Below are 22635 nucleotides of genomic sequence, written 5' to 3' on the forward strand. Positions count from 1 at the left end.
CCGAGATCTTCGGGCTTGATCGTTTCCAACGGCTTTTTCTTCGCCTTCATGATGTTCGGCAGCGTCACGTAGCGCGGTTCGTTCAGGCGCAGATCGGTCGTGACCACGGCCGGCAGCGTCAGCGACAGCGTTTCCGCGCCGCCGTCCACTTCACGCGACACCGTTGCCTTACCGTCCGCCACGACAACTTTCGACGCGAACGTCGCCTGCGGCAGATTCGCTAGCGCGGCGAGCATCTGGCCGGTCTGGTTCGAATCGTCGTCGATGGCCTGCTTGCCGAGGATCACCAGTTGCGGCTGTTCCTTGTCGACCAGCGCCTTGAGCAGCTTCGCGACTGCCAGCGGCTGCAGATCTTCGTTCGATTCGATCAGGATCGCGCGATCCGCACCGATCGCGAGCGCGGTGCGCAACGTTTCCTGCGATTGCGTCACACCGGCCGACACCGCGATCACTTCGGTGGCGACACCCGCTTCCCGCAGACGCACGGCTTCTTCAACCGCGATTTCGTCGAACGGGTTCATCGACATTTTCACGTTCGCGATGTCGACACCCGTACCGTCCGATTTCACGCGGACCTTCACGTTGTAGTCGACCACTCTTTTCACTGGCACCAGAATTTTCATGCACACGCTCCAAAGTTACGAATACGTCAACCCGACGAACATTATAGCGACTGCCCTCATGGCAGCCATGTCGCGGGCGCTTAGCGGGAGGATATCGCTCCTCAGCGGCGTGACGGCAATATCGAACGATCGTTCTATTTTAAACTCCAAAAAACCCGGGAGACAACCCCGGGTTCCGACTCAGACCTCTAATTTCGCATTGCCGTCGTGTTCTGCGAGGTCCGTGGGCCGTTGCATCACCACGAGGTGATCACCGAACCCCCAAACTTGCTGTCGACGAACTGCTTCACTTCCGGCGAGTGGTACGCCGCGACGAGCTTCGCGACCCACGGCTTGTTCCTGTCCGCTTCGCGAATCGCGATCACGTTCACGTACGGACCCTTCGGATCTTCGATCGCGATGGCGTCCTGCTTCGGCTTGAGGCCCGCTTCCATCGCGAAGTTGGTGTTGATCGCGGCGGCGTCGACGTCGCCCAGCGAACGCGGAATCTGCGCCGCATCGAGTTCGACGATCTTCAGTTTCTTCGGATTGTCGACGATGTCGAGCGGCGTCGCCTTCAATCCCGCATCGGCGCGCAGCTTCAGCAAGCCCTGCTTCTGCAGCAGCAGAAGGGCGCGGCCGCCGTTGGTCGGGTCGTTCGGCACCGCGATCTTCGCGCCCGGCTGCAGTTCGGCGAGCGACTTCACCTTCTTCGAGTAGATGCCCATCGGGTACGTGACCGTATCGGCGATACGGATCAGCTTGTAGCCGCGGTCCTTCACCTGCGCCTGCAAGTAAGGGTCGTGCTGGTAGCTGTTCGCGTCCAGATCGCCGCTCGCGAGCGCCGCGTTCGGCTGCACGTAATCGGAGAATTCGATGATCTTGATGGTGAGGCCGTTCTTCGCGGCGACCGTCTTCACGACGTCCATGATCTGCGCGTGCGGACCGCCGGTGACGCCGACCTTGATCGTGTCTTCGGCCTGCGCCGCGCTGGTGGCGACGAGCGTTGCCGCGCCGAGCGCGGCGGCCAGCTTGAGAATGAAGCGACGTTGCATGATGGACCTTTTTGCGAATCTCTATTGACGGGCTTTCGAACGCCCTTGTTTATTTGTGGCTCAAACGACGCACGAGCCAATCCCCGAACGACTGCACCAGTTGCACGAACACGATCAGGATCAGCACGACTGCCAGCATCACTTCCGGCAGGAAGCGCTGGTAGCCATAGCGGATGCCGAGGTCGCCAAGGCCGCCGCCGCCGATCGCGCCGGCCATCGCCGAATAGCCGACCAGCGACACGAACGTGATGGTCAACCCGGCGACCACGCCGGGCAGCGATTCCGGCAACAGCACCTTGAAGACGATCTGACGGGTGGTCGCGCCCATCGCCTGAGCGGCCTCGATAAGCCCGCGATCGACTTCGCGCAGCGCCGTCTCGACCAGCCGCGCGATGAACGGCGCGGCGGCAATCGTCAGCGGCACGATCGCCGCGGCGGTGCCGATCGACGAACCGACGACGAGCCGCGTAAACGGAATCACCGCGACCAGCAGGATGATGAACGGCGTCGAACGCACCGCATTGACGATCACGCCCATCACACGATTGACCGCAACGTTTTCGAGCACGCCCTGGCGGTCGGTCAGATACAGCAGCACGCCTAGCGGCACGCCGACCACAGCGCCGATCAGTCCCGAGATGCCCACCATGATGAGCGTCTCCCAGAACGACTGGACGAACATATCGAACATTTCACTCAACATGCGAGAGCTCCTCCACTACGACACCCTGCTCGCGCAGAAACGTGATCGCCTGCGCGACCTTCACCGGTTCGCCGCCCGCGAGCACCGCGAGCGAGCCGAACGCCTGGCCCTGGATCTCGTCGATCTGGCCGTGCAGGATGTTGAAGTCGAGCTCGTAGCGGCGAATCGTCTCCGACAGGATCGGCTGATCGACGCCCGAACCGGTGAACGCGAGGCGCAGCAGATGGCCGCTGCCGGTCTTCAGGCGCTGCGCGACGCGCGCCTTCATGGCGGGCGGCAGTTCCTGCGCGATCACGTCGCCGATCAGTGCGCGCGTGACTTCGTGGCGCGGCTGCAGGAACACGTCGATCACCTTGCCCGCTTCGACGACGCGCCCCGCGTCGAGCACCGCGACGCGATCGCAGACCTGCTTGATCACGTCCATCTGGTGCGTGATCAGCACGATCGTCAGGTTCAATTCGCGGTTGATGCGTTTGAGTAGATCGAGAATCGCACGCGTGGTTTCGGGGTCGAGCGCGGAGGTCGCCTCGTCCGACAGCAGCACCTTCGGCTTGCTAGCGAGCGCACGCGCGATGCCCACGCGCTGCTTCTGTCCACCGCTGATCTGCGCCGGATAGCGGTCCTTCTGCGCCGACAGACCGACGAGCTCGAGCAGCGGCAGCACGTTCGCCTCGATTTCGTCGCGCTTCATGCCGGCCAGTTCGAGCGGCAGCGCGACGTTCTCATACACGGTGCGCGACGACAGCAGATTGAAGTGCTGGAAGATCATGCCGATCTCGCGACGCGCGTCGCGCAATTGCGCGGCGGGCAGCGTCGTCAGATCGCGGCCGTTGACGACGATGTTGCCCTCGGATGGGCGCGTCAGCAGATTGATGGTGCGCACGAGCGTGCTCTTGCCCGCGCCGCTGCGGCCGATGATGCCGAACACCTCGCCCGCGGGAATCGTCAGATTGACGTTGTGCAGCGCCTCGACCCAGCCCCGGGGTCCGGCGAACCGCTGGGAAACATTGCGTATTTCGATCATGTACAAACGAAAACGGCGGAGGCTGCCGGCGAGCATCGTGCTCCCGACAAGCGGCCGCCGTTTCTTTTATTGGGATTTAAGGCCGCCATTCTACCGTAGCGGCGACATACCCTTTAATAATCAATTCCGATCTTTTCATAACCTGAGGGAATTAGAGCCGCGCCCTGTGCGCAAAGCTCGCGTGCCTCACGCCGCTACGACTATGATCGGGCCACCCTCCTTCCGCACAGGCCGTCGCCATGCAGACTTCCCCGAGCCCCACCGTGCGCGCGAGTGCCGGCAGTCTCAACAAAGACGCGCCGCAGCGCGGGTCGGTCACGACCGGCGATGGCATCGAGTTGCCGCTCTATCGCTGGCGCCCGAGCGGGCCGCTACGCGCGACGGTCGCGCTGCTGCACGGTCTCGCCGAACACGCGGGGCGTTACGCGGCCATAGCGGGCCGGCTCAACGCGGCGGGCATCGAGCTCGTCGCGATCGATCTGCGCGGCCACGGCCACGCGCCCGGCAAGCGCGCCTATTTGAAGCGCTTCGACGACTACCTGCTCGATGCGCAGGCGCTGCTCGACGCCGCCGCGCAAAGCTGCGCGCCGTTGTTTCTGATGGGTCACAGCATGGGTGGCGCGGTGGCTGCGCTGTATGCGATCGAGCGCCTCGATGCGAGCGGGCGGCGCCTCGCCGGCCTGATCCTGTCGAGCCCCGCGCTTGCGCCGGGCCGTGACGTACCAAAGTGGATGCTCGCGCTAAGTCAGGTGATCAGCCGTGTCTACCCCAGTTTCCCGGCGATGAAGATCGACCCCGCGCTGCTCTCGCGCCTTCAGCCGGTGGTCAATGCCAATATCAACGATCCGCTCGTGCATCACGACGCGATTTGCGCGCGCACCGGCGCCGAGTTGTTGCTCGCGATGGCGCGTATCGAACGCGGTCGCGCGGAGCTGCGCATGCCGCTGCTGGTGTTTCACGGCACCGAAGACAAACTGACCGAGCCCGACGGCAGCCGTGCGTTCGGCGCGCACGCGGGTTCGCCCGACAAGACGCTCACGCTTTACGACGGCAGCTATCACGAGACGATGAACGACCTCGATCGCGATCGGGTGATCGACGCGTTGATCGAGTGGATTGAGCGGCGCGCGGTGGGGCGGAGTTGAGAAGACGCGGCGCTGGGTAGCCGCCGGCTACCGCTTCCACTCCGGCGCGCGTTTGTCGATAAAAGCCTGCACGCCTTCGAGCGCCGAGTCGTCCATCATGTTGCACGCCATAGTCTGCCCGGCGAGCTGGTATGCGGCTTCGATACCCATTTCGAGCTGCCGGTAGAACAGGCCCTTGCCCGCGCTGACCGCTTCGACCGGCTTTGCGCAGATGCTCGCTGCGAGCCGCGCGACTTCGTCGTCGAGCGCATCGGCAGGGGTGACGCGGTTCACGAGGCCCTGCTTGCGTGCTTCGGCGGCGTCGATGAAATCGCCGGTCAACAGCATTTCGAGCGCGGCCTTGCGTGACAGATTGCGCGACAGCGGCACCGACGGCGTCGCGCAGAACAATCCGAGGTTCACGCCCGATACGGCGAAGCGCGCGGTATCGGCGGCGACCGCGAGATCGCACATGGCGACGAGCTGACAGCCGGCCGCGGTCGCGACGCCATGCACGCGCGCGATCACCGGCTGCGGCATGCGCTGGATCGTCATCATCAGCTTCGTGCAGCGCGCGAACAGCTGCTGGTAATACCCGAGCGACGGCGCCGCGCGCATTTCCTTCAGGTCGTGCCCCGCGCAGAACGCGCGGCCCGCGCCGGCGATCACGACGACGCGCGCAGCGCTCTTCGCGATGTCGGTCAGCGTCTGCTGCAGTTCGTCGAGCAGCGCTTCGGACAGCGCGTTGAACGCATCGGGCCGGTTCATCGTCACGCGCACGACGCCCGGCACGCGATACGCGTCGTGTTCGATCGTGATCAGCGACGCGTCGGCGGTGCTGGCGGGACTGGCGTTCATGGCTCGCTCCTCGGTGCGTGACTGTCGATCTGTGCTCGCTGGCTTTCGAGCCGTTGCCATCGCGCGCAGGCGGGCGAGCTCAGATCTCCGCCAGCGACCGCACGTGCGCGACCACGCTGCGCCCGAGCGCCGACAGGTTGTAGCCGCCCTCGAGACAGCTGACGATGCGCCCGCGCGCGTAGCGCCGCGCGATCTCGCGCATCTGGTCGGTGATCCACGCGTAGTCGTCTTCGACGAGGCCCATATTGCCGAGGTCGTCCTCGCGATGCGCGTCGAAGCCGGCCGAGATGAACAGCATCTCCGGCCTGAACTCGTGCAGGCGCGGCAACCACAGCATGTCGACCGCTTCGCGCACGGCCATGCCGTTCGAGCGGGCGGGCATCGGCACGTTGCACATGTTGGGCGCCTGGTTGTCGGCGCCGGTGAACGGATAGAACGGGTGCTGGAAGATGCTGCACATCAGCACGCGCGGGTCGCCCGAGAAGGCGGCCTCGGTGCCGTTGCCGTGGTGCACGTCGAAGTCGATGATGGCGACGCGCGCGAGGCCATGCACGTCGAGCGCGTGGCGCGCAGCGATCGCTACGTTGTTGAAGAAGCAGAAGCCCATCGCGCGCGCCGGCTCCGCGTGATGGCCCGGCGGCCGCACACTGCAGAACGCGTTGTCGTAACGGCCTTCGATCACCGCGTCGGTGGCGGCGACCGCCGCGCCCGCCGCGCGCAACGCGGCCTGCCACGTGTGCGGGTTCATCGTCGTGTCGGGATCGATTTCGGCGGTGCCCTCGACGGGCGCGCGGCCGCGGATGAAGTCGACGTGCGCCTGCGTGTGCACGCGCAGCAGCGCGGCCTCGTCGGCGAGCGGCGGCGACTCGCGCTCGATCAGCGCGTCGATGCGGCTCGCGATCAGCTGATCCTCGATCGCCTGCAGGCGCGCGGGACACTCGGGATGCCATTGCCCCATGTCGTGCAGCAGACAGTCGGGGTGGGAATAGAAGCCTGTTGCCATAGTTCGTGTTGTGCGTCTTTTTTACGGCGCGGCGCATGGACCGCGTGCGCGCGCGGCGTGTCTCCGTCGAGCGGCGCGCGCCCCTGCGCGCCAACATTCGTCAAGTTACCACACGACGCCGCTGTCGCCGATTCAGCACGGTTTTGCGGAAGCCGTCGGGTATACTTCCCCGACCCGTAACTCGCCGTTTCGTTCCTGCCGCTTTCCGACTGCTTCCAGCCTTTCACGCATCGCGCTCACTGCTCACCATGACCGTCAAGCTTGCTCTGTCCGCAGGATCCCCACGCAACCGGCTTCGCCTCCGCACCCTCGCCGCCTCACTGACCGTCGCATCGTGCGTGTTCATCGCAGCAAGTCCCGCGAGCGCGCAAAGCGCCACGAAGAAAGCACCGGTGCAACTCGCGCAGAGCCAGCCGCAGCAGCCCGTACCGCAAGGGCAAACGTTTGAGGAAGAGATCATTCCCCAGCGCTATGCGAATAACGCGAACGTCGATGCGTTCATCAACGAGATGGTCGCCCGCTACGATTTCGACGAAGCGTCGCTGCACGCGCTGTTCGCCGGCGTCAGCTACTCGGCGACCGCGGTGAAACTGGTCACGCCGTCGCCGACACCGTCGATCAAGAACTGGCGCTCGTATCAGGCGCGCTTCCTCGACCCGGTGCGCGTCAACGCCGGTGTGCAGTTCTGGCGCGAGAACCGGGCCACGCTGCAGCGCGCGTATCAGCAGTTCGGCGTGCCGCCGGAGATGATCGTCGGCATCATCGGCGTCGAGACGATCTATGGTCGCTACATGGGCAATTTCCGCGTGCTCGACGCGCTGACCACGCTGAGCTTCGATTATCCGAACACCGCGAATCGCGCGGACCGTCAGGCGACCTTCCGCAAGAATCTCGAAGACTACCTGGTGTGGACGCGCGACGCGCAGATCGACCCGAACACCGTGCTCGGCTCGTACACGGGCGCGATCGGCATTCCGCAGTTCCTGCCGAGCAGCATCGTCCAGTACGCGGTCGACTACGAGGGCAACAAGCGCATCGATCTGCGCACGAGCGATGCCGATGCGATCGGCAGCGTCGCGAACTATCTGCGTCAGAACGGCTGGGAAAGCGGCCGGCCGGTGGTGTGGCGAATCGGCTCGGACGCGGGCAGCCTCGGTGTCGCGCAGGCGGCGGCCAATGGTCAGCCGGAGCCGCACTGGCCGCTCGACCAGTTGCTGCGCGCCGGACTCGTGCTGAACGAGCCGAACGTCGACATCGCTTCCGAGGCGGGAACCCCAGTCACGGTGGTCGATCTGCCGTCGCCGGGACGCGGCACCGAATTCATGCTCGGCCTGAAGAACTTCTACGTGCTCACGCGCTACAACCGCAGCTTCTTCTATGCGCTCGCGGTGTATCAGCTCGGTCAGAAGGTCAAGGCGCAGATGGAAGCGATCGACGCGGCGAATGCCGCGAAAGCGGCCAACAACGGCAGCGCGTCGCAAGGTCAGGCGGATCAGTCGAACTCTGATTCGCAGTGAGTCACGCCGCGAGTCGCCGTGCGCGCCTCGCGTTGAAGGACGTAAAAAAAAGCGCCGGCTCGACCGGCGCTTTTGTTTGGCTCGTGCGCCCGCGAAGGCGCTCGGCGACCCGCTTACGCGGGAAAGACCCCCGTGGACAGATAACGGTCGCCGCGGTCGCAGACGATGAACACGATCGTCGCATTCTCGACCTGACGCGCGATGCGCAGCGCGACTTCGCACGCGCCGCCCGACGAAATGCCCGCGAAGATGCCTTCGACCGACGCCAATCGGCGCGCCATCGCCTCGGCCGCGGATTGACTGACGTTTTCGACGCGGTCGACGCGGCTGCGGTCGAAGATTTTCGGCAGATACGCTTCCGGCCATTTGCGAATGCCCGGAATACGCGAGCCCTCTTCCGGCTGCGCGCCGATGATTTCGATCTGCTGATTCTGCGTTTTCAGATACGTCGACACGCCCATGATCGTGCCGGTCGTGCCCATCGACGACACGAAGTGCGTGATGCGCCCTTCCGTGTCGCGCCAGATTTCCGGGCCGGTGCCTTCGATGTGCGAGGCCGGATTGTCCGGGTTCGCGAACTGGTCGAGGATGATGCCTTTGCCTTCGCGCTGCATCTGCTCGGCGAGATCGCGCGCGTACTCCATGCCGCCTTTGACCGGTGTCAGGATGATTTCCGCACCGTAGGCGGCCATGCTCTGGCGGCGCTCGACCGACAGGTCTTCCGGCATGATCAGCACCATCCTGTAGCCGCGGACCGCAGCGGCCATCGCGAGCGCGATGCCGGTGTTGCCGCTCGTCGATTCGATCAGCGTGTCGCCCGGCTTGATGCGCCCGCGCGCTTCGGCCTTCTTGATCATCGACAATGCCGGCCGGTCCTTCACAGACCCCGCTGGATTGTTGCCCTCGAGCTTCGCGAGGACCACATTGTTGCGGCTGCGGATCTCGTCGTCGGGGAGCCGGACGAGTTGTACGAGCGGCGTATTGCCGATCGTGTCTTCAATCGTTTTGTATGCCATATAGGGTCTAGCGATCGATGCGCGAAAGAGTGTCTTCAATCCATCGATTCTAAACCACGATCTCTGGCGCTGCCCTGCAGCCCTAATGCCCGCATGGATGCATGCCGCTTGCTGCGCGGGAAGCCCGCGGCGGCGAGCCGCGGGAAATCGTGTGTACCAGTCGAAGCCATGGGAGGTGGGCGAACCCTGCGCGCCGCATGCCGCCCGTCGGCATGACACGCGCAAGGCTCGCGGCCGCTTACTTCTTCACCGCCACCGCGGCGGTCCCCTTCTGCGTGGCGGCGGAAGCGGCCGTAGCGGCCGGCTCCTTACCCGCTGCAGTTGCCGCAACCTGCGTGCTAGCAGCCGCGCCAGCCGGTCCGACAGCGAGACCCTCCGCCTGCAGGCGCTCGATGGTGTGCCCGCCCATGCCCTTGACGCGTTTGCCGAGATCGGCCGCGTCCTTGAACGGGCCGTGCGCATTACGTTCGTCGACGATCGCTTTGGCTTTTGCCGGACCGATGCCTTTGATGCCGCGCAGCGCGTCTTCGTTGGCCGTGTTGACGTCGACCGCCGCATACGCGTGGCCGAAAGCGGCGAGCATCGCCGCGGTAACCAGAACTTTTCGAAACATATTGGAATCTCCCTGTTGCCACTGGCCGGCGACCATCACCGGCCAGGAGATTCCAGTTTAAAGAGGATGACGTACTAATTACACCTGGCCGAACAGCCAGCGCACGTAACGATCGACACCTTCCTGTACGCTCAGAAACGGCGCGTCGTAGCCGGCGGCACGCAGCTTCGACTGATCGGCCTGCGTGAAGCACTGATACTTGCCGCGCAGCGCGTCCGGGAACGCAATGTATTCGATCAGCCCGCGTTGCACCTGATCCGCGAGCGACAGCGCCGGCTCGTTGTTCAGCGCGCGCAGCGTGTTGACCACGGTGCTCGCGATATCGTTGAACGGCTGCGCGCGGCCGGTGCCGAGATTGAAAATGCCCGACTTCTCCGGATGATCGAAGAAGAACAGGTTGACCTTGACGACATCTTCGACCGAGATGAAATCGCGTGTCTGCTCGCCGGCCGCATAGCCGTTGTATTCACCGAACAGCTTGACCTTGCCCTCGGCGCGGAACTGGTTGAAGTTGTGAAACGCGACCGACGCCATGCGCGCCTTGTGCGTTTCGCGCGGACCGTACACGTTGAAATAACGGAAGCCCACGATCTGGCTTTTCGCCGTGGGCAGCACGCGGCGGATCACCTGGTCGAACAGGAACTTCGAATAGCCGTACACGTTCAGCGGCTGCTCGACCTCGCGCTCCTCGACGAAGCGGCTCGAGCCGCCATACGTGGCCGCCGACGACGCGTACAGGAACTGGACGTTCTGCGCGAGGCAGATGTCGAGCACGTCGCGGCTATAGCGATAGTTGTTGTCCATCATGTAGCGGCCGTCGGTTTCCATCGTGTCCGAGCAGGCGCCTTCGTGGAAGATCGCGCGCACCTTGCCGAAGTCGCCGCGCCTGAAGCGCTCGACGAATTCGGTTTTGTCGAGATAGTCGTCGATCTCGCAGTCGACCAGATTCCTGAACTTGTCCGCGCGCGTGAGGTTGTCGACCGCGATGATGCGTTGTTCGCCGCGCTCGTTGAGCGCCTTCACGAGATTGCTGCCGATAAAACCGGCCGCGCCGGTGACGATGACGGTCATGATGATCCTGCCGTAGTGAGCTTTGGAATGAGCTTTGTAGCGAGCTTCGTTCAGTCAACGCCGCGCGGGGCGCGCTGGTCCGTCAGGACGACGGCACCGCGCGGGCTGCTTCAGGAAAAGAGTTCGTCGTAGTCGACGGTGGCGGTGCCCAGTTTGCCGACCACGATGCCGGCCGCTCGATTCGCGAGCCCGACCGCGTCGACGAGCGACAGACCCGCGCCGAGCATTGCGGCGAGCGTGGCGATCACGGTGTCGCCCGCGCCCGACACATCATACACTTCGCGCGCAACGGCCGACGCGTGCAGGATGCCGTCGTCGGAGAACAGCGTCATGCCCTCCTCCGAGCGCGTCAGCAGCAGCGCCTTGAACTGGAGTTCGGCGCGCAGCTTCGTGACGCGCGCGATCAGATCTTCCTCGGACTTCCACTGCCCAACGACCTCGCGCAGTTCGGCGCGATTCGGCGTGATCAGCGTCGCACCGCGATAGCGCTCCCAGTCGTCGCCCTTCGGATCGACCAGCACCGGTTTGCCGGCCGCGTGCGCCTTCGCGATCATTTGCGTGACGTGCGTGAGGCCGCCCTTCGCGTAGTCGGACATCAGAATCACGTCGTACGACGGCAGCAGCTCGTCGAAACGCGCGAGACCCGCGAGCAGCACTTCATGCGCCGGCGAGTTTTCGAAATCGACGCGCAGCAATTGCTGCTGACGCGACAGCACGCGCAGCTTGATCGTCGTCAGCAAGGCCGGGTCGCGTTCGAGATGCGGCTTCACGCCGCTTTCGCCGAGCAGCTGCACGATGCGCTCGCCGGGCTCGTCATGACCGACCACGCACAACAGACCCGCCTGCGCACCGAGCGCGACCGCGTTGCGCGCGACGTTCGCCGCGCCGCCCAGGCGATCTTCCTGGCGCTGCACGTGCACGACCGGCACGGGCGCCTCGGGAGAAATACGGTTGACGTCGCCGAACCAGTAACGGTCGAGCATCACGTCGCCGACCACCAGCACGCGCGCCGCATTGAGTTGAGCGCGCGGCACGACCGTGAGCTTCTGCGCCGTGGTGGACGCGGGCGCCGCGGGCATGGCCTCAGGCATCGGCCGGAAGTTCAGAGGGTTGGGCATAGGGGCGTCCAATGGCGTGGTAGTCGATACCGAGCTCGGTCATCGCGTCCGGCTCGTACAGATTGCGGCCGTCGAAAATCAGCGGTGTCTTCAGCACCGATTTCAGATGCACGAAATCAGGACTCTTGAACTCCTTCCATTCGGTCACGATCACGAGCGCGTCGGCGCCGGTCAGCGTTTCGTCCTGGGTGCCCGTGAACGTGAGGCGCGCGAGCTGCTCAGGCGCCGCGTGCAGATCCATCGCGAACACGCGACGCGCTTCGGTCACGGCAACCGGATCGTACGCGCGCACGTTCGCGCCGCGCGCGAGCAGCTCGCCGATCACGCGACGGCTCGGCGCCTCGCGCATGTCGTCGGTATTCGGCTTGAACGCGAGGCCCCACACCGCGAACGTGCGACCGCTCAGATCCTCGCCGAGTTTCGCGGCGATCTTGTTCACGAGCACGTCCTTCTGCTGGTAGTTCACTTCCTCGACCGCCTCGAGAATGCGCAGGTTATGGCCGCTCTCGCTCGCGGTGCGGATCAGCGCCTGCACGTCCTTCGGGAAGCACGAGCCGCCATAGCCGCAGCCCGCATACAGGAAGTGATAGCCGATGCGCGGATCGGAACCGATGCCGCGGCGCACCGCTTCGATATCGGCGCCGACCTTGTCCGCGAGATTCGACATCTCGTTCATGAACGAGATGCGCGTCGCGAGCATCGCGTTGGCCGCGTACTTCGTGAACTCGGCCGAGCGCACGTCCATGTACAGCGTGCGTTCGTGATTGCGGTTGAACGGCGCGTACAGACGCTTCATCATTTCGCGCGCGCGCACGCCCGGTTCGTCTTCGTCGATGCCGATCACGATACGGTCGGGACGCATGAAGTCGTCGACGGCCGCACCTTCCTTCAGGAACTCGGGATTCGACACGACCGAGAAGCGATGCTGCGCGCTGCCGGCGAGGCCACGCTTCGCGAGCTCTTCTTCGATCACCGCGCGTACGCGCTGCGCGGTGCCGACCGGCACCGTCGATTTGTCGACGATCACCTTGAATCCGTTCATCGTGCGGCCGATGTTGCGCGCGGCCTCGAGCACGTATTGCAGGTCGGCGGAGCCATCTTCGTCGGGCGGCGTGCCGACCGCGATGAACTGCACGTCACCGTGCGCGACGCTCGCCGCGACATCGGTCGAGAACGTGATGCGACCGGCCGCGCGCGTGCGGGCGATCATCTCCTGCAAGCCCGGTTCGTGAATCGGCACGCCGCCTTTGTTGAGGATGTCGATCTTGCGCTGATCGACGTCGAGACAGAAGACGTCGTTGCCGATTTCGGCGAGACAGGCGCCGGTGACGAGGCCCACATAGCCGGTGCCGATAATGGTGATTTTCATACGCTTTCCGGTGGAAGGTTCCGGTGATGAATGCCGGTCATGAGGCCGGCGATAAACTCGTTGCGAAATTCGCGGGACGGTTGCGTGGCCATGAACGCCGACGCGGCCAACGCCGCCCCTGCAGCATCAATTCGACGCGGTAATCGGCTCGACGCGGCGCGGCGCATAGGTTTCCCAACCGCTGCAACCCGGGCACTGCCAGTAGAAAAGCCGCGCCCTGAAACCACAATTCTGGCACGTATAGCGTGGCAGATTCTTGGTGCGCTGGCGGATCAGTGTGCGCATCAGCTCGAGCTCGCTGCGCCGCGGCTCTTCGGCGACGGCCTGCTGCGCTTCGAGCAGACGTGTCATGCCGGCCAGATTCGGCGACTTCTGCATCTGCGTGCGCGCGAGCGCATGCGCGGCATCGGCGCCGCGCAGCGAGGCGACGTGCTGATACGCGACGTCGAGCAGATCGTTGCTCGGATGACGGTCGACCCACGTGGTCAGCAGATCGGCGCCCTCCTGCGCGCGGCCGAGCGCTTCATACGCCTTCATGATCTTCTCGGCGACGAGCGGCAGATACGCGGGGTTCTGCTCCTCGACGCGGCGCCATTGTCCGATCGCCGCTTCCGGCGCGCCGCCGGTCGCGTCGACATCGCCGAACAGGATCGTCGCGCGCACGTTGGTCGGGTTCGCCTTCAGCGCGAGACCGAGCTGACGACGCGCTTCGTCCGCGTTCTTCTGTTGCAACGCTTCCTGCGCGAGTTCGCAGTGGAACTGCGCGATTTCCTTATCGAGCGACGGCGCACCCATCGTTTCGAGGTGGCGCGCGGTATCGATCGACTTGACCCAGTCCTTCTCGATCTCGTAGATCGTCAACAGCGCGCGTTGAGCGCCCAGTGCGTAATCGCCCGCCTGCAGCGAGCGGAAGGTTTCTTCGGCACGGTCGAGCAGGCCGGCTTTCAGGAAGTCCTGGCCGAGTTCGTACAGCGCGTGATCGCGCTCGCTGACCGGCAGGTCCGCGCGGCTCAGCAGATTTTGATGTACGCGGATCGCGCGGTCGGTTTCGCCGCGCCGGCGGAACAGATTGCCGAGCGCGAAATGCAATTCGACCGTTTCAGGATCGAGCTTGACGACTTCGATGAATGCATCGATCGCCTGGTCGGGCTGCTCGTTGAGCAGGAAGTTCAGGCCGCGAAAATACGACCGCGGCAGGTTGGCGCTCTCGGACAGCAGCGTCTTGAGGTCGTAGCGCGCCGCCATCCAGCCGAACGCGAACGCGACGGGTATGACCAGCAGCCACCAGAAGTCTAGATCCATGCGATTAATGCAAATGTGCGGGAAAGCGAAAACGAAAAGCCGCGCTCAGAGTGCGCGGCGCAAGACAGCTCAGATCAGCGGTGGCATCGGCGGCTGTTCGACGACGGCCGGGGTTTCGCGCGCCACCCGCAGCTCGCGCCTGAGCCGGCCATTCTCCATGCGAAGACGCACGACGGCCGGCATCGCCGACACGAGCCCCGCGAGCAAGCCGATCACGAAGAACGCGAGGCCAATCAGAATCAGAGGCGCCGACCAGACGTATCCGGCGAGGAAATTCAGCGTAGCGGGTTGCGTATTGGAGAGCGCCAGCACCAGCAGCAGCACGAACACCAGTACACGGATCAGCCAGACGATAAATTTCATGAATAGATCTCTTGACGGCAGTTGCGGGGTGACGCCGGCTTGATGACGCGTCGCGCCACGGTGTTGCCCGCGCCGAAGTGACCCGTATTGTAATGGATGCCCTCGCGGCTGGGCAGCAACCGGCGGGATGCTGCACTTACGGGTGATTCGCGAAATGCAACGGTCGCGCCGGGAGGCTCCCCTCCACAAATGATGGACGAAAAAAAAAGCGCCCGAAGGCGCTTTTCCTGGTCTTTTGCCGACTGGCTTTGGCCGCTGACGCTAGCTATGCCACGCTGCAAGACGCACAGCGGAGTCATTAAAGGTCGTCATCCGGCTCCTCGGCCTTCAGCGGCTCGCCCGCGCGACGATCCACCCGCTCGCGCAATTCCTTGCCTGGCTTGAAGTGCGGTACGTACTTCTCGGGTACCAACACCTTTTCGCCCGACTTCGGATTGCGCCCGACGCGGGAGGGACGGCGGTTGAGGCCGAAGCTGCCGAAGCCACGAATTTCGATGCGATGACCTTTGGCAAGTGCCTCCGACATCGCGTCGAGCATCGTCTTCACCGCGAAATCCGCATCTTTAAGAACAAGTTGCGGAAATCGCGCAGCCAGCTGGGCGACCAATTCCGATTTGGTCATACTGCAGCAGACCTCTCAGGCTTACTGGTTCTGGCCGTCGAGCTTGGCCTTCAGCAGCGCGCCGAGGTTCGTCGTGCCGGTAGCGGCTGCGCTCGAATCCGAAGCAGCGAGACCGCGGATGGCTTCCTGCTGCTCAGCCGAATCCTTCGCCTTGATCGACAGGTTGATGCCACGCGACTTGCGATCGATGTTGATGATCATCGCGTTGACCTTGTCGCCTTCCTTCAACACGTTGCGAGCGTCTTCCACGCGGTCCTGGGCGATTTCCGAAGCGCGCAGGTAACCTTCGACTTCACCCGACAGCTGGACCACAGCACCCTTCGCGTCGACCGACTTGACGGTACCGTCGACGACGGAACCCTTGTCGTTCATTGCAACGTAGTTGCTGAACGGGTCGCCTTCGAGTTGCTTGATACCCAGCGAAATACGTTCCTTCTCGACGTCGATGCCGAGAACGATCGCTTCCACTTCGTCGCCCTTCTTGTATTTGCGGACGGCTTCCTCGCCGGTTTCGCTCCACGACAGATCCGACAGGTGAACCAGACCGTCGATGCCGCCCGGCAGACCGATGAACACGCCGAAGTCGGTGATCGACTTGATGGCGCCGCTGATCTTGTCGCCCTTCTTGAAGTTGCGGCTGAAGTCGTCCCACGGGTTCGGCTTGCACTGCTTCATGCCGAGGCTGATACGACGGCGGTCTTCGTCGATCTCGAGAACCATCACTTCGACTTCGTCGCCCAGCTGGACAACCTTCGACGGAGCAACGTTCTTGTTGGTCCAGTCCATTTCCGACACGTGGACGAGGCCTTCGATGCCCGATTCCACTTCGACGAATGCGCCGTAGTCGGTGATGTTGGTGACCTTACCGAACAGACGCGTGCCCGACGGGTAACGGCGCGAGATGCCTTCCCACGGATCGTCGCCCAGTTGCTTGATACCGAGCGAAACGCGGTTCTTTTCCTGGTCGAACTTGAGGATCTTCGCGGTGACTTCCTGGCCAACCGACAGAACTTCGCTCGGGTGACGCACACGACGCCATGCGATGTCGGTGATGTGCAGCAGGCCGTCGATACCGCCGAGGTCCACGAACGCGCCGTAGTCGGTGATGTTCTTGACCACGCCCTCGACGATCGCGCCTTCCTTCAGCGTTTCGAGCAGCTTCGCACGCTCTTCGCCTTGCGTTGCCTCGATGACAGCGCGGCGCGACAGCACGACGTTGTTACGCTTGCGGTCGAGCTTGATGACGCGGAATTCGAGGGTCTTGCCTTCGTACGGGGTCGTGTCCTTGACCGGACGCGTGTCAACCAGCGAACCCGGCAGGAACGCGCGGATGCCGTTGACCATCACGGTCATGCCGCCCTTGACCTTGCCCGTGATCGTGCCGGTCACGAGTTCGTTGTTGTCCAGCGCCTTTTCCAGCGACAGCCACGAAGCCAGACGCTTCGCCTTGTCACGCGACAGGATGGTGTCGCCATAGCCGTTTTCCAGCGCGTCGATCGCGACGGAAACGAAGTCGCCCGCCTGCACTTCTACCTCGCCCGCGTCGTTCAGGAACTCTTCGAGCGGGATGTAGGCTTCGGACTTCAGACCAGCGTTCACGACCACGAAGTTGTGGTCGACACGCACGACTTCGGCGGAGATCACTTCGCCAGCGCGCATGTCCTGCTTGGTCAGCGACTCTTCGAACAGAGCCGCGAAAGATTCGGTATTCGGGGTAGAGGTTTGCAGGTCGGACATAAAAATCAGAGTTTGCATGGTCTTCGCGACGCCTGGCTCACCGGACTGGTCAGCAACTGCGGCAATTACACGAACGCCACGCGGGGTTAAAGGGTTGAAAACAACGCTTCGCGACCATCGCGAAGCACCTACCAACAACGGGACTTCTGCCGTCTGGCCACTACTGCGTGACCAGCGCTTCATACCATTGCACCACCTGCTCGACCGCCTGGTCGACCGACAATGCGGAGGTATCAAGCAGTTTTGCATCCGCCGCGGGCTTGAGCGGTGCGGCCGCGCGTTGACTGTCACGCTCGTCGCGCTCACGCAAATCCCGGAGCAAGTCATCTATATTAGCAGAAAATCCTTTTTGGATCAATTGCTTATGCCGACGCGTGGCGCGGGCCTCGACGCTCGCGGTCATAAACACCTTCAGCGCGGCGTCCTGGAAGATCACGGTGCCCATATCGCGACCGTCGGCGACCAGCCCCGGCTCCTTGCGAAACGCCCGCTGACGCGCCACCAGCGCGGTTCGCACGGGCGCGTGCACGGCGATCGCCGAGGCACGGCTGCCCACTTCCTCGGCGCGAATTTCGGTCGACACATCGACGCCGTCGAGCTGCGCGAGCCCCTCGCGGAACGTGATATGGAGGTCGTCGATCAGTTTGACAAGGGCGTCTACGTCGTCCGCCGCGATGCCGTAGCGCAGGCTCGCGAGCGCCGCGAGCCGGTACAGCGCGCCGCTGTCGAGCAGGTGAAAGCCGAGGTTGGCGGCCACCATCGCGGCAACCGTGCCTTTGCCGGAGGCGCTGGGGCCGTCGATCGTAATGACGGGCGTCTGGTGAAAGGGACGGGTCGGTTTCATCGAAAAAGTCGCACTTCGGGCGATTCGCATGCGAATCTGGGTTGCATCAGGGTTGTGCGAGCGCGGTGAAGCGCTCGAAATAATCGGGAAACGTCTTGCCGACGCACTTCGGGTCGTTGATGCGGATCGGCACGCCGCCGAGGCTCACGAGCGAGAAGCACATTGCCATGCGGTGATCGTCGTAGGTGTCGATCGCGGCATTCGGGATCAGCTGTTCCGGCGGCGTGACGACGAGGAAATCTTCGCCCTCCTGCACCTTCGCGCCGACCTTGCGCAGCTCGTTCGCCATGGCGGCGATGCGGTCGGTTTCCTTCACGCGCCAGCTCGCGATGTTGCGCAGCGTGCTCGTGCCGTCCGCGAACAGCGCGGCGACCGCGATCGTCATCGCGGCGTCGGGGATCAGATTGAAGTCCATGTCGATCGGATCGAGCTTGCCGTGGTCGTTGCCGACGCCGCGCACTTCGATCCAGTCGTCGCCCATCTGCAGATTCGCGCCCATCTTGATCAGCGCGTCGGCAAAGCCGACGTCGCCCTGGATGCTCGCGCGGCCCACCCCTTCCACTTTCAGCGGGCCGCCGCCGAGCGCGCCCGCGGCAAGGAAATACGACGCGGACGACGCATCCCCTTCCACCATGATCGCGCCCGGCGACTGATACCGCTGCCCCGCCGGCACGACGAACTGGTGCCAGCCGTGACGCTCGACCTTGATGCCGAAGCGCTCCATCAGCTTGATCGTGATCTCGATGTACGGCTTCGAGATCAGCTCGCCGTCAACCTGCACGGTGGTGACACCGCTCGCGGTGCGCAAGAGTGGCAGCGTCATCAGCAGCGAAGTCAGGAACTGGCTCGACACGTCGCCGCGCACGCGGATCGGCGCGTCGGCCGTAATCTGCGCGGGCCGGATGCGTAGCGGCGGATAGCCTTCGTTCTGCTCGTAGTCGACCTTCGCGCCGATCTGACGCAGGCCGTCGACGAGATCTCCGATCGGCCGCTCGTGCATGCGCGGCACACCGTGGATCCGGTAGTCGCCGCCGTTCACGGCGAGTGCCGCGGTCAGCGGGCGCACCGCCGTGCCCGCGTTACCAAGAAACAGGTCGGCCGTGCGCGCGGTGAACGCGCCGCGCGTGCCGGTCACGACGCAGGTGTCGCCGTCGCGCTTCAGACGCACGCCAAGCTTTTCGAGCGCGTCCAGCATCACACGGGTGTCGTCGGAATCGAGCAGGTTCGTGATCGTCGTCTCGCCTTCGGCGAGCGCGGCCAGCAGTAGCACGCGGTTCGAGATGCTCTTCGAGCCGGGCAGACGAACCGTGCCGGACGCACGGGAAAAAGGTCCGAGATCGAGGAATTCCATGATGTGTCCAGTTTCCGGTTATTTCGACGCGTCGCTGCCGGCCACGCCAGCCGCGCGCTGCTCCTGCCACTGACTGCGTGCGACGCGCGAGCGGGCGAACACCGCTTCGAGCGCGGCGCCGTCGCCGGCTTCGATCGCCGCGCGCAGGCGCGCGAGCACCGCGGTGTACGCGTCGAGCTCGTCGAGCAGCGCCGCGCGATTGGCCACACATACGTCGCGCCACATCTCCGGACTCGACGCGGCGATGCGCGTAAAGTCGCGGAAACCGCCCGCCGCGAACGAGAACTTCAACGCGGCATCGGGCGAATTGAGGATCTGCTCGACGAGCGCGAACGACAGCACGTGCGGCAAATGACTGACCGACGCGAACACCCGGTCGTGCTGCTGCGGCGTCATGTCCCGCACCAATGCACCCGTGACGCGCCACATCGCCGCGACGCGCTCGACCGCTTCCGGCGTGTTCTCCGGCAGCGGGCACAGCACGACGTTGCGGTTCACGTACAGATCGGGCAACGCGGCATCGACGCCGCTCGACTCGCGGCCGGCGATCGGATGGCCCGGCACGAACTGGCCGATCCGCGCACCGAGCGCCGCGCGCGCGGCGGCCACCACGTCGGACTTGGTGCTGCCCGCATCGGTGACGATCGTGTTGGCGTCGAGATGCGGCGCGATGCGTTCGAGCAGCGGCTGCGTTTGCGCGACCGGCGCTGCGAGCAGCACGAAGTCCGCGCCCGCGAGCGCGTCGCGCAGCGCGGCGTCGTCGTCGAGCGCCGCGGCGCCGTCGATCACACCGAGGGCCAACGCACGTTCGCTCGACCTGGACGTCCGTCCCACCCCAACCACCGTGCGCGCCCCGCCGGCCCCGCCTCGCTCACGCAACGCGCGCGCGAGCGAGCCGCCGATCAGGCCGACACCGAAAATCACCAGCTTGTTAAAAGAAAACGCGGCCACGTCGTTCACACAATACGGACAATAAGCGCGCCGCTCCTGCCGGCCGACGCGCGGGATCAAGGGTCAATACTTACGCTGCGGCAGGCTCGGCAAGCGTCTTCTCGAGCGCCGCGAGGAACGCTTCGTTTTCCTCCGGCAAGCCGATCGTGATGCGCAGCCACTGAAACAAGCCGTAGTTGTCGACCGGTCGCACGATTACAGCCTGTTTCAGCAGCGCGAGGTTCACACGAGCGCCGGCTTTGTCGTCGCTGCCGACACGCACGAGCACGAAGTTGCCTTCGGACGGCACGTATTCGAGGCCGAGCTTGTCGAACGCATCCGTTAGAAGCCTGTAGCCCTGCGCATTCAGCGTCGCGCTTTCCTGCAGAAACACGCTGTCGTTCAGTGCCGCGATCGCCGCGGCTTGCGCGAGCGTATTCACGTTGAACGGCTGACGCAGACGATTCAGCAGATCGGTCAAACCGGGCTGCGCGATCGCGAAGCCGATGCGCAAGCCCGCGAGGCCGAACGCCTTCGAGAACGTGCGCGACACCAGCAGGTTCGGATAGCGGCGCACCCAGTCAATCGAGTCGTAGCGCTTGTCCGCCGACAGATACTCGGTGTACGCCTCGTCGAGCACCACGACCACATGGCGCGGCACCTTGGCGAGAAACGCCTCGAGCGTCGGACCGTCGACGAACGTGCCGGTAGGATTGTTCGGATTCGCGACGAACACGAGACGCGTGTCGTCGTCGATCGCGGCGAGCATCGCGTCGAGGTCGTGACCATAGCGCACGGCCGGCACGACGATCGCGCGCGCGCCGACACCTTGTGTAGCAAGCGCATAGACCGCGAACGAATATTGCGAGAACACGACCGCCTGGCCCTTCTCGACGAACGCGTGCGCGGCGAGTTCGAGAATGTCGTTGCTGCCGTTGCCGAGCGTGATCCACTCAGCCGGCACGCCGTAGCGCGCGGCAAGCGCCGCCTTCAGTTCGAAACCGTTCGAGTCCGGATAGCGGCCGAGATCGGCGATTGCCTGCGCCATCGCGCGCTGCGCCGATTCCGGCATGCCGAGCGGATTCTCGTTCGATGCCAGTTTCACGATGCTCGCCTCGTCGAGATCGAACTCGCGGGCCACTTCCGAAATCGGCTTGCCGGCGATGTACGGCGCGATCGCACGCACATAGGAAGGGCCGAAAGCTGTCATGAAAATCTCCGAACGACGATGGATAGTGAAATATGCGTTCGGGCAGCGCACTCGGCGCCGCCCGGACCCCGCTGCCCGCCGTTAGCGGGCGCGCGGATAAGAGCCGAGTATCTTCAGGAACGCGGCCTTCTCGCCGAGCCCGGCGAGCGCGGCGGCCACGTCCGGGTCGTCGCGATGGCCTTCGATGTCGATATAGAAGTAATACTCCCACGTGCCGACGCGCGCCGGGCGCGATTCGAAACGGGTCATCGACACGCCGTGGCGCGCGAGCGGCTCGAGCAGCTTGACCATCGCACCCGGTTCGTTCGCGACCGACACGATCAGCGAAGTCTGGTCGTAGCCGCTAGGACCGGTCGGCTGCTTGCCGATCATCACGAAGCGGGTACGGTTGTGCGGATCGTCCTGGATCAGCGCGTTGGTGACCTGCAGGCCGTAGTGGATCGCGGCACGATCGCCCGCGATGGCCGCGACGGTCGGATCTTCGGCCGCCATCCGTGCGGCCTCCGCATTGCTCGACACCGCCTGGCGCTCGAGATGCGGCGCGTTGGTCGACAGCCAGCGCTGGCACTGCGCAAGCGCCTGCGCATGCGCGCACACGCGCGTGACACCGGCGAGCCCGTTTTGCGTAAGCAGGTTGTGATGGATCGGCAACGCGAGTTCGCCGCCGATGGTCAACTGCGTTTGCAGCAGCAGATCCAGCGTGCGCGACACCGCGCCTTCGGTCGAGTTCTCGACCGGCACGACGCCGTAGTCGGCGGCACCCGCCTCGACCGAGCGAAACACTTCATCGATCGACGGGCAAGGCAGCCCTTCGATCGACTGACCGAAGTACTCGTGCATCGCCTGTTCGCTATAGGTGCCGACCGGCCCGAGGAACGCGGCCCTGATGGTCTTTTCGAGCGCGCGGCTCGCGGCCATGATCTCGCGCCAGATCGCGGCGATGTGTTCGTCCGCGAGCGGACCCGCGCTCATTTCCTGCAGGCGCGCGATCACCTGCATCTCGCGTTCGGGCCGGAACACCGGCGCGTTGAAATGCTTCTTGACCTCGCCGACTTCGAGCGCGACCGACGCGCGCTGGTTCAGCAGCGCGATCAGCTGCGCGTCGAGCGCGTCGATACGGTCGCGCAGAGGTTTGAGTCGTGTATTGAGTTCGTCGTCCATGCGTAAAACGGCTCTGCCGGGTAACTGCTGGAAAAGATGCGC

General features: G+C 64.4%; 22 protein-coding genes. 2 read left to right on the plus strand and 20 right to left on the minus strand.

The window, feature by feature from the left end; all coding sequences use genetic code 11:
- From EVC45_RS27925 to EVC45_RS27940, 4 genes are all read right to left on the minus strand, one after another.
- Nucleotides 1-623: electron transfer flavoprotein subunit beta/FixA family protein (locus EVC45_RS27925; protein ID WP_129961436.1), on the minus strand; the 623-nt coding region annotated here is incomplete at its 3' end.
- A 236-nt stretch (nt 624-859) separates the two neighbouring features.
- Nucleotides 860-1657 carry a MetQ/NlpA family ABC transporter substrate-binding protein gene (locus tag EVC45_RS27930; protein ID WP_129961437.1) on the minus strand — a complete coding sequence of 266 codons (798 nt, stop codon included), beginning with the start codon at nt 1655-1657 and terminating at the stop codon, nt 860-862.
- Nucleotides 1658-1706: 49 nt separating this feature from the next.
- On the minus strand, nt 1707-2360 hold the full coding sequence (locus EVC45_RS27935) for a methionine ABC transporter permease (RefSeq protein ID WP_129961438.1): 654 nt from the start codon (nt 2358-2360) through the stop codon (nt 1707-1709).
- Nucleotides 2350-3384, minus strand: coding sequence for a methionine ABC transporter ATP-binding protein (locus EVC45_RS27940; RefSeq protein WP_129961439.1), 1035 nt, complete (start codon nt 3382-3384; stop codon nt 2350-2352). Before EVC45_RS27940 ends, EVC45_RS27935 begins: the two co-directional genes overlap by 11 nt.
- A 239-nt stretch (nt 3385-3623) precedes the next feature.
- Here EVC45_RS27940 and EVC45_RS27945 point away from each other — a divergent pair, with 239 nt between their 5' ends.
- On the plus strand, nt 3624-4529 hold the full coding sequence (locus EVC45_RS27945) for an alpha/beta hydrolase (protein WP_129961440.1): 906 nt from the start codon (nt 3624-3626) through the stop codon (nt 4527-4529).
- Between the two features lie 27 nt (nt 4530-4556).
- Here EVC45_RS27945 and EVC45_RS27950 read toward each other — a convergent pair whose 3' ends face one another.
- A complete protein-coding gene (locus EVC45_RS27950) occupies nt 4557-5366 on the minus strand; it encodes an enoyl-CoA hydratase (protein WP_129961441.1) in 810 nt (269 codons plus the stop codon).
- 79 nt (nt 5367-5445) lie between these two features.
- Nucleotides 5446-6369 carry a histone deacetylase family protein gene (locus EVC45_RS27955; RefSeq protein WP_129961442.1) on the minus strand — a complete coding sequence of 308 codons (924 nt, stop codon included), beginning with the start codon at nt 6367-6369 and terminating at the stop codon, nt 5446-5448.
- Between the two features lie 338 nt (nt 6370-6707).
- Between EVC45_RS27955 and mltB the strand changes: the two genes are divergently transcribed.
- Complete coding sequence (gene mltB, locus EVC45_RS27960) at nt 6708-7886, plus strand: lytic murein transglycosylase B (protein ID WP_129961443.1); 1179 nt, start codon at nt 6708-6710, stop codon at nt 7884-7886.
- Nucleotides 7887-7999: 113 nt separating this feature from the next.
- On the opposite strand, the gene cysM is transcribed toward mltB, so the two are convergent.
- From cysM to pheA, 14 genes are all read right to left on the minus strand, one after another.
- The gene (gene cysM, locus EVC45_RS27965; protein ID WP_129961444.1) at nt 8000-8902 is read right to left on the minus strand and encodes a cysteine synthase CysM; all 903 of its coding nucleotides are present in this window, start codon (nt 8900-8902) and stop codon (nt 8000-8002) included.
- Between the two features lie 238 nt (nt 8903-9140).
- Nucleotides 9141-9515, minus strand: coding sequence for a helix-hairpin-helix domain-containing protein (locus EVC45_RS27970; protein ID WP_129961445.1), 375 nt, complete (start codon nt 9513-9515; stop codon nt 9141-9143).
- A gap of 78 nt (nt 9516-9593) precedes the next feature.
- Complete coding sequence (gene rfaD / locus EVC45_RS27975) at nt 9594-10586, minus strand: ADP-glyceromanno-heptose 6-epimerase (RefSeq protein WP_129961446.1); 993 nt, start codon at nt 10584-10586, stop codon at nt 9594-9596.
- A 110-nt stretch (nt 10587-10696) separates the two neighbouring features.
- Nucleotides 10697-11704, minus strand: a complete 1008-nt coding sequence (gene rfaE1, locus EVC45_RS27980) for a D-glycero-beta-D-manno-heptose-7-phosphate kinase (protein WP_129961447.1) — start codon at nt 11702-11704, stop codon at nt 10697-10699.
- Nucleotides 11670-13073, minus strand: coding sequence for a UDP-glucose/GDP-mannose dehydrogenase family protein (locus EVC45_RS27985; RefSeq protein ID WP_129961448.1), 1404 nt, complete (start codon nt 13071-13073; stop codon nt 11670-11672). Before EVC45_RS27985 ends, rfaE1 begins: the two co-directional genes overlap by 35 nt.
- 126 nt (nt 13074-13199) lie before the next feature.
- Nucleotides 13200-14375: a lipopolysaccharide assembly protein LapB gene (gene lapB / locus EVC45_RS27990; protein ID WP_129961449.1), complete on the minus strand. Its 1176-nt coding sequence runs from the start codon at nt 14373-14375 to the stop codon at nt 13200-13202.
- 69 nt (nt 14376-14444) lie between these two features.
- Entirely contained in the window at nt 14445-14738 is a 294-nt protein-coding gene (locus tag EVC45_RS27995) for a lipopolysaccharide assembly LapA domain-containing protein (protein WP_013090140.1), read from the minus strand.
- 298 nt (nt 14739-15036) lie between these two features.
- Nucleotides 15037-15360, minus strand: coding sequence for an integration host factor subunit beta (locus EVC45_RS28000; protein WP_129961450.1), 324 nt, complete (start codon nt 15358-15360; stop codon nt 15037-15039).
- A gap of 21 nt (nt 15361-15381) precedes the next feature.
- A complete protein-coding gene (rpsA, locus tag EVC45_RS28005; protein ID WP_008921410.1) occupies nt 15382-17115 on the minus strand; it encodes a 30S ribosomal protein S1 in 1734 nt (577 codons plus the stop codon).
- 142 nt (nt 17116-17257) lie between these two features.
- Complete coding sequence (gene cmk / locus EVC45_RS28010; RefSeq protein ID WP_129961451.1) at nt 17258-17941, minus strand: (d)CMP kinase; 684 nt, start codon at nt 17939-17941, stop codon at nt 17258-17260.
- A gap of 46 nt (nt 17942-17987) precedes the next feature.
- Nucleotides 17988-19292 carry a 3-phosphoshikimate 1-carboxyvinyltransferase gene (gene aroA, locus EVC45_RS28015; protein WP_129961452.1) on the minus strand — a complete coding sequence of 435 codons (1305 nt, stop codon included), beginning with the start codon at nt 19290-19292 and terminating at the stop codon, nt 17988-17990.
- Between the two features lie 18 nt (nt 19293-19310).
- The gene (locus EVC45_RS28020) at nt 19311-20252 is read right to left on the minus strand and encodes a prephenate dehydrogenase/arogenate dehydrogenase family protein (protein ID WP_129961453.1); all 942 of its coding nucleotides are present in this window, start codon (nt 20250-20252) and stop codon (nt 19311-19313) included.
- 61 nt (nt 20253-20313) lie between these two features.
- Nucleotides 20314-21432, minus strand: coding sequence for a histidinol-phosphate transaminase (gene hisC / locus EVC45_RS28025; RefSeq protein ID WP_129961454.1), 1119 nt, complete (start codon nt 21430-21432; stop codon nt 20314-20316).
- A gap of 81 nt (nt 21433-21513) precedes the next feature.
- Nucleotides 21514-22593, minus strand: coding sequence for a prephenate dehydratase (pheA, locus tag EVC45_RS28030; protein ID WP_129961455.1), 1080 nt, complete (start codon nt 22591-22593; stop codon nt 21514-21516).
- Nucleotides 22594-22635: the final 42 nt, after the last annotated feature.

This window comes from Paraburkholderia sp. UYCP14C (assembly GCF_004197395.1).
Taxonomy (GTDB): domain Bacteria; phylum Pseudomonadota; class Gammaproteobacteria; order Burkholderiales; family Burkholderiaceae; genus Paraburkholderia.